Source organism: Streptomyces sp. PKU-EA00015, assembly GCF_013387495.1.
Taxonomy (GTDB): Bacteria; Actinomycetota; Actinomycetes; order Streptomycetales; family Streptomycetaceae; genus Streptomyces.
In genome coordinates this window covers 44,259-58,008 of sequence record NZ_JABZEE010000023.1, presented here as the reverse complement: position 1 = coordinate 58,008, position 13,750 = coordinate 44,259, and the positions used below count along the sequence as shown (strand labels likewise).

Genomic DNA, 13,750 nt, shown 5'->3' with positions numbered 1-13,750 from the left:
CTCCGGCTCCGGCTCCGGCTCCGGCCGCCGCTGCCCCGGCCGCCCCCGCGGCCCCGGCTCCGGCGCCCGCCGCGCCCGCGCCCGCCTCCGTCGAGGCGAGCGACGCGTACGTCACCCCGCTGGTCCGCAAGCTCGCCGCCGAGAACGGCGTCGACCTCGCCACCGTCAAGGGCACCGGCGTCGGCGGCCGTATCCGCAAGCAGGACGTCATCGCCGCCGCGGAGGCCGCCAAGGCCGCCGTCCCGGCGCCCGCCGCCGCTGCCGCCCCGGCCGCTCCGCAGGCTCCGAAGCTGGAGGCGTCCCCGCTGCGCGGTCAGACCGTCAAGATGACCCGCATGCGCAAGGTCATCGGCGACAACATGATGAAGGCGCTGCACGACCAGGCCCAGCTGACCTCGGTCGTCGAGGTCGACATCACCAAGCTGATGAAGTTGCGCGCCCGGGCGAAGGACGCGTTCGCGGCGCGTGAGGGCGTCAAGCTCTCCCCGATGCCGTTCTTCGTCAAGGCCGCGGCCCAGGCGCTGAAGGCCCACCCGGTCATCAACGCCCGGATCAACGAGGCCGAGGGCACCATCACGTACTTCGACTCGGAGAACATCGGCATCGCCGTGGACTCCGAGAAGGGTCTGATGACGCCGGTCATCAAGGGTGCGGGCGACCTGAACATCGCCGGTATCGCGAAGAAGACGGCCGAGCTCGCCGGCGCCGTGCGCGCCAGCAAGATCACGCCGGACGACCTCGCCGGTGCGACGTTCACCATCAGCAACACCGGCTCGCGCGGTGCGCTGTTCGACACGATCATCGTGCCGCCGAACCAGGTCGCCATCCTGGGCATCGGCGCCACGGTCCGCCGTCCGGTGGTCGTGAACCACCCGGACCTCGGCGAGACGATCGCCGTCCGCGACATGACGTACGTCGCGCTCTCCTACGACCACCGTCTGGTGGACGGCGCCGACGCGGCCCGCTACCTGACGGCCGTCAAGGCGATCCTGGAGGCGGGCGAGTTCGAGGTCGAACTCGGTCTGTAACCAGCCTCACGAACGGCGCCCCCGCTGGGAGTACATTCCGGCGGGGGCGCCGCCGTATTGTCTAGGGGTCACAGGTCGACGCGGCTTTAAGGAGCGCTCCATGACCGTCCCCGTCGTCCACTCGCTGCGCGATCAGATCCGCGAGCACATCGTGGAGGGGATCGTCAGCGGCCGCTGGAAGCCCGGGGAACGCATCGTCGAGCGCCGTATCGCGACCGAGCTGGAGGTCTCCCAGACCCCGGTGCGCGAGGCGCTGCGCGAGCTGGAGTCGCTGCGGCTGATCGAGTCGGCGCCCAACAAGGGTGTGCGGGTGCGGAATCTGACGGCCGCCGACCTGGAGGAGAGCTACCCGGTCCGGGCGGGCCTGGAGCAGATCGCGGCCGAACTGGCCGCGGAGCGGCTGGCGGACGACTGTTCGGCGCTGGAGCCGCACGTCACGGCGCTGTACGAGGCGGACCGCACGGGCGACTCGGCGGCCCAGGTCCGGCACACGGTGGCGTTCCACCGCGAGCTGGTGCGTGCCGCGTCCAACAAGGTCCTCCTGCACACCTGGGAGGGGCTCGGGATCGAGGTCTTCACGGCGCTGTCGATCCGGTGGCTGGGGACGGTGCAGAAGTCGTACGCGGAGGAGCACCAGGAGCTGGTGGAGGCGTTCCGCAGGCGCGACCCGGCGATCGGCACGCTGGTGAAGTCCCACGTACTGGGCTGCGCGCCGCGCGCGTAGCGCGCGTGGCCCTTGGGCGGGCGGCGGACCGGGGCACTCTCCCGGGCTCGGCCCGCTCCAGGAGCGCAGCGTCGGGCCGCTCCGGGGCCGGGCCCTTGAGCGGGCAGCGAACCGGTGCCACCCCGGGCCGCGCCGGTTCGTGACCCCAGCGTCGGGCCGCTCCGGGGCTCGAATTCAGGACTGCTTCCACGAACCTGCGTCGCGGTGACCAACGACGCCTTACGTCCCGAACCACGACCCCTGCGCGTCCCCGCCCCCGCCGGGCGGTACGTGGCCGAGCGTCACGCAGGCCGGGGCCGAGTGCGGCGCGCCCGGAAAGGGTGCATTCGCACCGGCACCCCGTGCCCACTTTTGCGGCACCGGATGCCAATTTCTCCCCAGGCTTTGATCGATCATCGATCAGAGACTTACAGTCGTCGACGGGTTCACCCACCCTCGCCCTGTCCTGCCAGACACGGCACCCCCTTTTCTCCACCCCCCTCCTGTCCGGAAGGCGGCGATCATGACCGACCCCGTAGGCAAGCTTCCGAGCGAGCTCGACCAGCTCCCGGACCGTGACGCCGAGGAAACCGCCGAGTGGGCGGCGTCCCTCGACGCCGTCGCGGAGCATGCCGGCCCGCACCGCGCCGCGTACCTGATGCGCCGCACCCTCCAGCACGCCGAGAAGGCGGGCGTCGCCCTGCCCCGGCTGCTGGAGACGGACTACGTCAACACCATCCCCACCTCCGCCGAGCCCGCGTTCGAGGGCGACGAGGAGATGGAGGCGCGCATCACCGCCTGGAACCGCTGGAACGCGGCCGCCATGGTGACCCGCGGCTCCCGCTTCGGCGTCGGCGGCCACATCGCCACCTTCGCCTCCGCGGCCTGGCTCTACGAGACCGGCTTCAACCACTTCTTCCGCGGCAAGGAAAGCGACGGCTCCGGCGACCAGCTCTACATCCAGGGCCACGCCTCCCCGGGCATCTACGCCCGCGCGTTCCTCGACGGCCGGCTGAGCGAGCAGCAGCTCGACAACTTCCGGCAGGAGGCGGGCGGCAACGGCCTCCCCTCCTACCCGCACCCGCGCCGCCTGCCCTGGCTGTGGGAGTTCCCCACCGTCTCCATGGGTCTCGGCCCGCTCTCCGCGATCTACCAGGCGCGCTTCAACCGCTATCTGCACAACCGCGGCATCAAGGACACGGCGAACTCCCACGTCTGGGCGTTCCTCGGCGACGGCGAGATGGACGAGCCCGAGTCGACCGCGGCCCTCGCCCTGGCCTCCCGTGAGCGGCTCGACAACCTGACCTTCGTCATCAACTGCAACCTGCAGCGTCTCGACGGCCCGGTCCGCGCCAACTTCAAGATCGTGCAGGAGCTGGAGGCCCAGTTCCGCGGCGCCGGCTGGAACGTCGTCAAATCGCTGTGGGGCTCGGCCTGGGACGAGCTGTTCCAGCTCGACACCACCGGCGCCCTCGTCCGCCGCCTCCGTGAGGTGCCGGACGCGCAGTTCCAGACGTACGCGACCCGCGACGTCGCGTACATCCGCGAGCACTTCTTCGGCGCCGAGCCCGCGCTCGTCGAGCTGGCCAAGCTGCTCACCGACGCGAAGATCGCCGAGTGTTTCTACACCTCCCGCGGCGGCCACGAGGCCCGCAAGGTGTACGCGGCGTACAAGGCGGCCGTCGAGCACAAGGGCGCGCCGACCGTGATCCTCGCCCAGACGGTGAAGGGCTACACGCTCGGCAAGGGCTTCGAGTCCAAGAACGCCAACCACCAGATGAAGAAGCTGACGATCGACGAGTTCAAGGGCATGCGCGACCTGCTCGGGCTCCCGATCGCCGACAGCGCCTTCGCCGACGGCCTCGTGCCGTACGGCCACCCGGGCGCCGACTCCCCCGAGGTCCGCTACCTCCAGGAGCGCCGCGCCGCCCTCGGCGGTCCCGCCCCGGCCCGCCGGGTCCACGCGGCGGCGCTGCCGCAGCCTCAGGAGCGCGCGTTCAAGGCCCTGTACAAGGGGTCCGGCAGGCAGGAGATGGCCACGACCATGGCCTTCGTCCGGCTGATGAAGGACCTGATGCGGGACAAGGAGACCGGCAGGCGCTGGGTGCCGATCGTCCCGGACGAGGCCCGCACCTTCGGCATGGAGTCGCTGTTCCCGTCCGCGGGCATCTACTCGCCGCTGGGCCAGACGTACGAGCCGGTCGACCGTGACCAGCTGATGTACTACAAGGAGGCCAAGGACGGCCAGATCCTCAACGAGGGGATCACCGAGGCCGGCGCCATGGCCGACTTCATCGCCGCCGCGACGTCGTACGCGACGCACGGCGAGACGATGATCCCGTTCTACATCTTCTACTCGATGTTCGGCTGGCAGCGGACCGGCGACCAGATGTGGCAGCTCGCCGACCAGCTCGGCAAGGGCTTCATCGTGGGCGCGACGGCGGGCCGTACGACCCTGACCGGTGAGGGCCTCCAGCACGCGGACGGCCACTCGCACCTGATCGCCGCCACGAACCCGGCGTCGCTGAACTACGACCCGGCCTTCGCGTACGAGGTCGCGGTGATCGTCAAGGACGGTCTGCGCCGGATGTACGGCCCGGACGCGGAGGACGTCTTCTACTACCTGACGGTCTACAACGAGCCCAAGCCGCAGCCCGCCATGCCGGAGGGCGTCGAGGAGGGCATCGTCAAGGGCCTGTACCGCTTCAAGGAGGGCTCGGCCGACGCGGACGCGCCGCGCCTGCAGCTGCTCGCCTCCGGTACGGCCATCCACTGGGCGCTCGAGGCCCAGGAGCTGCTGGCCGCCGACTGGAACGTGGCCGCCGACGTGTGGTCCGCGACCTCGTGGGGCGAGCTGCGCCGCGACGCGCTGGAGGCCGACGAGGCCCTGCTGCGCGGCGAGCAGCGCACGCCGTACGTGACCGAGGCGCTGGAGGGTGCTCCGGGTCCGGTGCTGGCCGTCTCCGACTGGATGCGGCAGGTGCCCGACCAGATCAGTCAGTGGGTCGAGCAGGACTGGTCGTCGCTCGGCACGGACGGCTTCGGTCTGTCGGACACCCGTGAGGGCGCGCGCCGCCACTTCGGCGTCGACGCGCAGTCGATCACGGTCGCGGCGCTGGCACAGCTGGCCCGGCGCGGCGAGGTTCCTGCCTCGGCCGTGAAGGAGGCGCGCGAGCGCTACGGCCTGTAGGACCTGTTGCGTGTGCGAGGGCCCCGGAGGCAGCTGCCTCCGGGGCCCTCGCACACGGCCGGGCGCCGGGCGCGGACTTCGCGGTCGTCGATCTCCACGCCGTCGAGCGGGCGGCGACGATCGTGCACCGCGGTCCCGATGGACGCGATCGTGCCCACCGCGCAGAACCCGGCGCAGTGGATCGAGGTGGGCGGGCACCGCTCGGCGGGTTACGCCCGGGAGGTCTGCCCGGAGTGCCCGCAGGACCAGGAGAAGTGGGTGACGCAGCTCCAGGAGCCGCCGGCCTGAGCTGCGCGACAATGCCTCCATGCGCGCTGCCCGGCTGATCAAGATGGTGCTGCTGCTCCAGGCGAGATCCGCCATGACCGGGGCCGAGCTGGCACGGGAGCTGGAGGTGTCCGAGCGGACCGTGACGCGGGACGCGCTCGCGCTCTGCGAGGCGGGGGTGCCGGTCTACGCGGACCGTGGGCGCAGCGGGGGCTACCGGCTGATCGGCGGGTACCGCACCCGGCTGACCGGCCTCGGGCGCGACGAGGCCGAGGCCCTGTTCCTGTCCGGACTGCCGGGCGCGCTGCGGGACATGGGCCTTCAGGACGCGGCCTCCGCGGCGCGCCTGAAGGTGTCCGCGGCGCTGCTCCCGTCCCTGCGGGACGCCCCGCACTCGGCGGCGCAGCGGTTCCATCTGGACGCGCCCGGGTGGTACCAGGAGCCGCGGACGCCGGAGCTGCTGCCGCTGATCGCGGAGGCGGTGTGGGCGGACCACCGGATCCGGGCGTCGTACCGCCGCCGGGACACCGAGGTGGAGCGGGAGCTGGAGCCGTACGGTCTCGTGCTGAAGGCGGGCGTCTGGTACTTGTGCGCCCGCGCGGAGGGCTCGTTCCGGGTGTACCGGGTCGACCGGTTCTCGGCGGCGGAGGCGGACGGGGAGGTCTTCGAACGGGACGAGGACTTCGACCTGCCCGGCTTCTGGGCGGAGCGCGCGGCCGAGTTCGCGCGCTCCATCCTCCGCGCGGAGGTGGTGGTGCGGGTGACGGAGGCGGGTGCGGAGCGCCTGCCGTACGTGACGGACCGCTCGGCGGCCGAGGAGGCGCTCGCCGCCGCGCCCCCGCAAGACGCCCGGGGCCGCGTGACGCTCACGCTCCCGGTGGAGTCCCTGGATGTGGCGTACTCGCAGTTGCTGACGCTGGGCGCGGAGGCGGAGGTCCTGACACCGGCGGCGCTCCGGGAACGCTTCGCGACGACCGCGACACGGCTGCGCGACCTGTACCCCTGACGGCCCCGCGCCGCCGAGGCAGACCACCGGCGAGCCCGGCGCCCGGGCCCGGACCCGCCCGACGCCACCGCGCCGCCGAGGCAGACCACCGGGCGCGCCCGGCACCGGCCACAGGGTGGTGAGGCAGGCACGCCGCCCGCGGACCCGGGCGCATGCGCCGGGCGGCGCCCGCGGGCGCGACGCCCCCGCGCCCGCGGGCGGAGGGTCAGCGGTACGCGTCCACGCGCGGGGTCTCGCCCGCCTTCTCCGCCAGCATGAAGCCCCAGACGTCCGGGCGGCTGCCGTCCGTGTCCGTGACGCCGTACTCCTTGGCCAGCCGGCCGCTGTCCAGCGATGCGCCGTTCCAGCGGGCCCGGTCCGGGTCGGCGGCCAGAGCCGCCACGCCGCGGCCCAGGTACGCCGGGGACTCGGACAGCGCCCAGTGCCGCTGCTTGGCGATGCCGTCCCGCCAGGTCTCCTCCGTGAGGCCGAAGATGTCCAGCATCTCCTCGGAGCGGAGGAACCCCGGGGTGACCGCCACCGCCGTCGCGCCCACCTCCTTCAGTTCCTCGCCGAGGAGGTACGCCATGCGGATCGGCCCGTTCTTGGCGAGGTCGTAGTAGAAGTTCTCGCGGGGCTCCCTGTTCGTCTCCGCGGTCCCGTCCGTCACCTCGACGACCAGGCCGCCCGGCTCCCGTACCAGCAGGGGCAGCGCGATGCTGCTCGTGATGATGTGCGTCCGCACCCCCAGGTCGATCATGCGCAGGCCGCGCTCGAGGTCGACGTCCCACATCCTGGTGTCGAAGTCGAGCAGGAAGTTCCCGCCCCAGATGTCGTTCACCAGGATGTCCAGGCGTCCTTGGTCGCGGTCGATGCGGTCGACCAGCGACCGGACCCGGTCGGCCTCCAGGTGGTCGGTGGGGACGGCGATGCCCGTCCCGCCGGCGGCGGTGACGAGTTCGGCGGTCCCCTCGATCGTCTCCTGCGCGCGGCCCACCTCGCTGACGTGCTCGCGGGTGGTGCGGCCACTCACGTAGACCGTGGCGCCCGCGGCGCCGAGTTCCACGGCGATGGCGCGGCCCGCGCCCCGGGTCGCGCCCGCGACCAGCGCGATCCTGCCGTGCAGCGGCCGGCCCCGGGGGCCGGCCGGCGACTCCTGCGAGTGGTGCGGGGGCTTGTCCACGGATCCGTTCAACGGCTCGTTCGTCGTCATGGAGCGACCGTCGCACGGAATCCCGACACCTTCTGTCCGGCATTGCCGCCCGTCGCCCCGATGGACCGCTCATCTCGATACGGCCGCTTTCCCCGGCTCCGCGTGCGCCGCCCTCCCCCAGACACGATGCTTGTCCCGTGATGGACGAGACGGAGTTCTGGGAGATCGTCGACAGCACCCGTGAGGCCGCCGAGGGCGACCCCGAGGACCATGCCGAGCTGCTCGTCGAGCGGCTGCTGCAGCTCGATCCCGACTCCGTGCTGGACTTCGCCCGGCACTTCGAGGCTCGCTACAACCGCGCGTACACCTGGGACCTGTGGGGCGCGGCGGCCGTGCTGCTCGGCGGCGCGAGCGACGACGCGTTCGACTACTTCCGCTGCTGGCTCATCGGCCAGGGCCGCGAGGTCTTCGAGGGCGCGGTGCACGACCCCGACTCGCTGGCGGAGCTGCTGGACGACTTCGACGAGGACATCGACGGAGACGGCGAGGAGCTGGGCTACGCGGCGGACGAGGCGTACGAGCAGCTGACCGGTGTCGACGCGCCGGACCTCGGTATTCCGGTGCAGGCGACCGAGCCGGCGGGCGTCCCGTTCGCCTTCGACGACGACGCGGCGCTGGCGCGGCGCTTCCCGCGCCTGTGGGAACGTTTCGGCGGCTGACCGCCCGGCGGTACGTCCGCGCGGGTCACGCCTCCAGGGAACGGCCCATCAGGACGTCGTCCACGTAACGCCCCTCCAGCAGGAACTCACCCGGGAGCACGCCCTCGACCCTGAAGCCCTCCGCCTCGTACAGCGCGCGCGCCGGGGCGTTGTGGCCGAGGACGCGCAGGGTGAGGCGGATGGCGCCCTGGCGGCGCGCCTCGTCGCACGCCGCGCGCAGCAGGGCCCGGCCGACGCCGCGGCCCCGTGCCCGGTCGGCCACGGCGAGGCCCTGGATCTGGCGTACATGCCGGTTGCAGGCGAGGGGCGTCGGTCGCACGAGGCGGATGTAGCCGAGGAGCGTGCCGTCGGTGTCCTCCGCGACCAGGAAGTCCTCGGGCCGGTGGGTGGCGTCGAAGAACGGGCCGTACGGGGGCTCGGGCCGCGGCTGCACGGCGTGCAGGGGCGACCAGGTCGCCCGGTCGAGTTCGCCGAGGGCCGTGTCGTCGGCGGCGCGCGCGGGACGTATCGCCGGGGGTATCGCTGGACGTGTGTGCGACTCGGGCATGGGGGCAACTGTGCCATGCGGTACGGGCGGGGCAGGATGGGGCCATGCAGAGATCGCGTATCGCCGTCACCGGCGCCTCGGGGCTCATCGGCAAGGCGCTCGTGCGCTCGCTGCGCGCGGACGGGCACGAGGTGGTGCGGCTGGTGCGGCACCCGTCCGGGGCGGGCGACGAGGTCGAGTGGGACCCGCGGCGGCAGTACGTCGACGTCGCGGGCCTCGTGGGCTGCGACGCGGTCGTGCACCTCGCCGGCGCGGGGGTGGGCGACCACCGCTGGACGCAGGCGTACCGCAGGGAGATCCGCGACAGCCGGGTGCTCGGCACGGCGGCGATCGCGGAGGCGGTGGCCTCGCTGGACACCCCGCCGAAGGTGCTGGTCAGCGGCAGCGCGGTCGGCTTCTACGGCGACACAGGAGACCGTCCGGTGGACGAGGACGCGCCGCCGGGGGAAGGTTTCCTGCCGGGTGTGTGCGTGGAGTGGGAGGAGGCGGCGGCGCCCGCGCAGGAGGCGGGCGTGCGTACGGCGTTCGCCCGCACCGGCCTGGTGGTGGCCCGGGAGGGCGGCGCGTGGGGCCGGATGTTCCCGCTGTTCCGGGCGGGGCTCGGGGGACGGCTCGGCAGCGGGCGCCAGTACTGGAGCTTCATCGCGCTGCACGACGAGGTGGCGGCGCTGCGGCACATCCTGGACACGGAGTCGCTGTCGGGCCCGGTGAACCTGACGGCGCCGGAGCCGGTGACCAACCGCGAGGTGACGGAGGCGATGGGCCGGGTCCTGCACCGCCCGGCGCTCTTCGCGGTCCCGACACCGTTGTTGCGGCTGGTGCTGGGCGAGATGGCCTCGGACGTCCTGAGCAGCCAACGCGCGCTGCCGGTCCGCCTGTTGGAGTCGGGCTTCTCGTTCGCGTTCCCTCATATCGACGACGCCATCCGCGCGGCCCTGCGGTAGCCGCCCGGGGGCGGCACGGCCGGGTCGCGCACCCCGGCGTGGACCCGGGCGGGGCGGGCGGCGTCCCTGCCACCGGAGGTGCGACGTAACGCCCTGTGGCCCCGACGGCTCCGCCGCCACGCGCCGCCACCGCCGCCCGGCGGCGGACCGGTAAAGGCCGGCGACAGGCAACGCCGAGCCCGCAAGGCGCTGCCATCGCACCGCGGTATGCCGCCGGGGACGCGCCACGGCCGCAAGCCGTCACGGGCGAGGCCGCCTCGCGGGCGGACAGGGCATCGCGACGCGGTACGCGGCCGATCGCCGCGACGCGGCGGCGGCGCGCGGCCGGGCGACGGCCGCGGCGGTGGGCGGCGTCCCGCACGGGGACGACGGACGACCGGCGCCGTGCGCCCCCGCGCTCCGGTGCTCCGTCGTGTGCGCGACTGCAGGTCGGGGTCCCGGTTCCTAGTCTCGGTGCGAACTCGGGTATTCCCCGGGCCTGATGGGGGCATGAGGTTCCCACCAGCCGCGCCGACCTCGGGGAGGGGCACGTGCTCAGCACCGCTCAGCATGCGGATCACGCGGACGTCGTCATCGTCGGGGCCGGGATCGCCGGACTCTCGGCAGCTCATCGGCTCGCCAGTGCGGGGGTGACGGTCAGGGTCCTGGAGGCCGCCCCGGTCGTGGGCGGGCGCATGGCCACCGAGCGGATCGACGGATTCCGGCTCGACCGCGCAGGTCAGTTGCTCAGTACCGCGTTCCCGGAGCTGCGGCGCATCACCGCGCTGCGCGACGCCGAACTGCGGTTGTTCTCGCCCGGTGTGCTCGTGCACGCCGAAGGGCGGCTCCAGCGGACCGGCGAGGTCGGGACGTCGCCGCACGCCACCCGGGGCGTAGGGGTCGCATTCACCGTCGCGCGCGCCCTTGCGAGCGCCCCTCGGCCGCGGCATCTCGACCAGGCCCGGCTGGGGGCGTCGCTGGCGCGACTCGCGGGCACCTCCGTACGGCGGGTGCTGGCCCGGCCGGAACGCGCCGCCGCCGACGCCCTCCACAGCCGTGGACTGCCCGCCCGTACGGTGCACGGCTTCCTGCGCCCCCTGCTGGCCGCGCTGCTGTGCGACCCGGAGCTGACCACCTCCAGCCGGTGCGCCGACCTGGTGCTGCGCGGTTACGCGCGCGGCAGGCTGTGCGTCCCGGCGGGCGGTGCGTCCGCCCTGCCCGAACTGCTGGCCGCCGCGCTGCCGGAGGGGACGGTCCGCACGGGCACACGGGTCACGGCCATCGCGACCAACAGGGTCACGACCGAGGAGCACGGCGAGTTCCGCTGCCGTTCCGTCGTGGTCGCCACGGACGCGCGGACGGCGGCGGAGCTGCTGCCGGGGCTGCGGGTGCCTTCGTTCCGGCCGGTGACGGTGGTGCACCACACCGCGCCGGAGCCTCCGCTGACCGATCCGTCGCTGGTCCTGGACGCGGACCGCGTCGGGCCCGTCTCGCACACGGCGGTGATGAGCGAGGTCGACCCGTCCCGCGCGCCCGAGGGCCGGGCGCTGATCTCCTCCACGGTGGTGGGGGGCCTGCCCGACGACGTGGACCGGCAGGTGCGACGCCACCTGGAGACGCTGTACGGGACGCCGACGACCGACTGGGAGCTCCTGAGCGTCCATCACGAAGCGGCGGCCGTACCGGATATGAGGCCGCCGCACGACCTGCGCCGCCCGGTGCGCGTGCTGGCGGGGCTCTACGTCTGCGGCGACCACCGGGACACGGCGACGGTCCAGGGCGCGCTGTTCTCGGGCCGCCGGGCCGCGCACGCGCTCCTGTCGGACGTCGGCATCCGGCCGGGCTGCGTGACGCCCGCGCTGGCGGCGGCCTGAGTCACCGAGGGCGGCCGCCACCGCCCTCGGACGACTCGCTCCAGAAGTCCAAGCGATACATCCGACCTCTCCCTTGGCAGAGGTTCGACCCCGCACTACGTTCCCGGTGCCCCTTGATGCCGGGAGACAGTAGTGCGACGCTTCACGCCCATTTTCACTCTCACCCTGAGTCTGGTCATCGGAGCTATCGCTCATCGGGTGCTACAGCTGCCGACCAGCCGCAATCAGCCGGACCACCCCCGAACGTCGTCCCCCGCCCGACCGAGTGGTCCGATCTCGGCGGCACCACGGCCCTCACCCCGAACACCCGCATCCCCGTCGACCCGCACTCCCGCACACTGACCGCGCTTCCCGGAGGGCGGGCCGAATTCCCCGGCCCGCACGCCAGTCGGTCCGGGAGCTCGCCGAGCAGCTGCGCGGCGAGACCACGCGCACCAGCGGCTTCACACCACGGATCGGCTCGGCGACCGAACGACACCCCGGTCACGGCGGACACCCGGATCACCCTGCTCGGCTCGGACGCCGGGCCGCTGCCGTGGTCGCTCCGCGCGGTGTTTCGGGGGCTCCGCCCCCGGACCCCCGCGCCTCAATCTCCCCCTACGGCCTGGCGGCCGTGGGAGGTGCCCCCAGCGGGGCTGCATTGCAGCCCGTCCTGCGATTGAGGACACCGCACGGAGCACGGTACGGGTCCGGGGCTCGCCCCGGTTTCGGGAAGGGGCGGGTAGGGGAAAGCGCACCCGCAGGGGCTACCCCAGCGCCGCCACCCTGTCGCGGTACGTGCGGACCGGGCTCGCGTCCCGGTACGGCTCCAGGCGGCGCTCGAATTCCCGCACGTACTCCGACGCCCGCGCCGACCGCATCTCCGACGCCTGCAGCGCCGCCTCCGCCCCCAGCGCGCACGCCTGCTCCAGCTCCCCCAGGCCCAGGCGCGCCGTCGCGAGGACCACCCGGCAGAACAGCCGGCTGCGGGCGAAGGCCGGGGCCCGCAGCCTGAGCGAGCGCTCCGCGTGCTGGACCGCCGAGCGGTACTGCTGGAGATCACGGTGGCAGTGCCCGATCTCGTCGGCGAGCTGCGCCTCGTCGAAGAAGCTCGCCCAGTGCGGCACGTCGTCGCCCGGCCTGGCCGACTCCAGCGCGCGCTCCGCGCGGGCGAGGGCCGCGTTGCAGGCCCGCGCATCGCCGAGCACCCCGTGGGCCCGCGCCTCGGCGGCGTTCAGCAGTGCCTGTACCAGCGGCGGCGCCGAGGAGCCCACGCCCTGCTGCGCGACCCGGGTCAGCTGCACCGCCTCGCGGCCGTGCCCGAGGTAGACGGCCTGGCGGCTCATGGTGACGAGCACGTACGAGCCGTACGCCCGGTCCCCCGCCGCCTGCGCGAGCCGCAGGGCCTGGACGAAGTACCGCTGGGCGAGGCCGTGTGCCGCTATGTCGTACGAGGTCCACCCGGCGAGCCGGGTCAGATCGGCGGCCGCGGCGAAGAGCCGGCGGCCCAGCGCCTCCCCGTACGTGCCGCGCAGCATCGGCTCGGCCTCGTGCTCCAGGTAGCGGACGAGGGCCTGCCGGGCGTGGCCGCCGCCGTAGGCGTGGTCGAGGGCGCGGAACAGTTCGCCGACGGAGCGCAGGGCGGAGATGTCGCCGCCGGAGACCTTCTGGCCGGGTCCGCGATCGGTGCCGCGCTGCCGGGGCACGGTGAGGCGGCCGCCCTGGGGCGGGACCCGGCCCGGGCCGCTGTGCGCCGTCTCGCCGCGGCCCACCCGCTCGTCGGCGCGGCCGATCAGCCAGTCCCGGCTCGGCACGACCAGACCGGCGGGGGTGAACGCGATCTTCCGCAGTTCGGCGTGGCTGCCGGAGTCCTTGCGCCACAGCCCGCTGACGATGTCCACGGCTTCCTCGGGCGTGGCCGCGAACTCCAGGCCCGCGTAGACCGGCGCACAGGCGTCCAGGCCGAGGTCCTGGGCGGACAGCCGCCGCCCGAGCCGCCGGGTGAACACCTCGGCGATCAGCGCCGGGGTCGTACCGCGCGGCTGCTGACCGCGCAGCCAGCGCGTGACGGAGGTCTTGTCGTAGCGCAGGTCGAGGCCGTGTTCGAGGCCCAGCTGGTCGACTCTGCGGGCGAGCCCGGCATGGGAGAAGCCCGCCTCCGCGATGAGCGCGGCGAGCTGCCGGTTGGGGGTGCGCTGTGGGGCTCGTTCCGTCATCTGCTGTCGGGTCTCCTGCCTTCCGGGCCGGGAGCAGCCCATGGGGGTACCTCCTGGGGTCCCCCCATGCGTAGCTCTGGGGGAGAAGCCCTGGGGGAGGAACGGCGCGAATTTAGCGGCCCTCCCGGCCCGTTCCGCCGTCTTCGCCCCACATTCATCCGATCGT

At 73.5% G+C, this 13,750-nt stretch carries 11 protein-coding genes; 8 read left to right on the top strand and 3 right to left on the bottom strand.

Annotated features, from left to right (window positions below):
- From sucB to HW130_RS15605, 5 genes are all read left to right on the top strand, one after another.
- Nucleotides 1-1,028: 2-oxoglutarate dehydrogenase, E2 component, dihydrolipoamide succinyltransferase (gene sucB, locus HW130_RS15625; RefSeq protein ID WP_177150178.1), on the top strand; the 1,028-nt coding region annotated here is incomplete at its 5' end.
- Nucleotides 1,029-1,128: 100 nt separating this feature from the next.
- Nucleotides 1,129-1,752 (top strand): GntR family transcriptional regulator, encoded by a 624-nt coding sequence (locus tag HW130_RS15620; RefSeq protein WP_177150177.1) that lies wholly within the window; start codon nucleotides 1,129-1,131, stop codon nucleotides 1,750-1,752.
- A 502-nt stretch (nucleotides 1,753-2,254) separates the two neighbouring features.
- Entirely contained in the window at nucleotides 2,255-4,921 is a 2,667-nt protein-coding gene (aceE, locus tag HW130_RS15615; RefSeq protein ID WP_177150176.1) for a pyruvate dehydrogenase (acetyl-transferring), homodimeric type, read from the top strand.
- A 138-nt stretch (nucleotides 4,922-5,059) separates the two neighbouring features.
- Entirely contained in the window at nucleotides 5,060-5,209 is a 150-nt protein-coding gene (locus tag HW130_RS15610) for a hypothetical protein (protein WP_177150175.1), read from the top strand.
- A 19-nt stretch (nucleotides 5,210-5,228) separates the two neighbouring features.
- Nucleotides 5,229-6,194, top strand: coding sequence for a YafY family protein (locus HW130_RS15605; RefSeq protein WP_177150174.1), 966 nt, complete (start codon nucleotides 5,229-5,231; stop codon nucleotides 6,192-6,194).
- Nucleotides 6,195-6,399: 205 nt separating this feature from the next.
- Here HW130_RS15605 and HW130_RS15600 read toward each other — a convergent pair whose 3' ends face one another.
- On the bottom strand, nucleotides 6,400-7,386 hold the full coding sequence (locus HW130_RS15600; protein ID WP_177150173.1) for an SDR family oxidoreductase: 987 nt from the start codon (nucleotides 7,384-7,386) through the stop codon (nucleotides 6,400-6,402).
- A gap of 140 nt (nucleotides 7,387-7,526) precedes the next feature.
- Between HW130_RS15600 and HW130_RS15595 the strand changes: the two genes are divergently transcribed.
- Complete coding sequence (locus HW130_RS15595; RefSeq protein ID WP_177150182.1) at nucleotides 7,527-8,045, top strand: DUF4240 domain-containing protein; 519 nt, start codon at nucleotides 7,527-7,529, stop codon at nucleotides 8,043-8,045.
- A gap of 25 nt (nucleotides 8,046-8,070) precedes the next feature.
- On the opposite strand, the gene HW130_RS15590 is transcribed toward HW130_RS15595, so the two are convergent.
- A complete protein-coding gene (locus tag HW130_RS15590) occupies nucleotides 8,071-8,592 on the bottom strand; it encodes a GNAT family N-acetyltransferase (protein WP_177150172.1) in 522 nt (173 codons plus the stop codon).
- A gap of 44 nt (nucleotides 8,593-8,636) precedes the next feature.
- Here HW130_RS15590 and HW130_RS15585 point away from each other — a divergent pair, with 44 nt between their 5' ends.
- Together HW130_RS15585 and HW130_RS15580 are read left to right on the top strand one after the other, a co-directional pair.
- Entirely contained in the window at nucleotides 8,637-9,536 is a 900-nt protein-coding gene (locus HW130_RS15585) for a TIGR01777 family oxidoreductase (protein ID WP_177150171.1), read from the top strand.
- 530 nt (nucleotides 9,537-10,066) lie between these two features.
- Entirely contained in the window at nucleotides 10,067-11,389 is a 1,323-nt protein-coding gene (locus HW130_RS15580) for an NAD(P)/FAD-dependent oxidoreductase (protein ID WP_177150170.1), read from the top strand.
- A gap of 746 nt (nucleotides 11,390-12,135) precedes the next feature.
- On the opposite strand, the gene HW130_RS15575 is transcribed toward HW130_RS15580, so the two are convergent.
- A complete protein-coding gene (locus tag HW130_RS15575) occupies nucleotides 12,136-13,584 on the bottom strand; it encodes a regulator (RefSeq protein WP_177150169.1) in 1,449 nt (482 codons plus the stop codon).
- Between the last annotated feature and the right edge of the window lie 166 nt (nucleotides 13,585-13,750).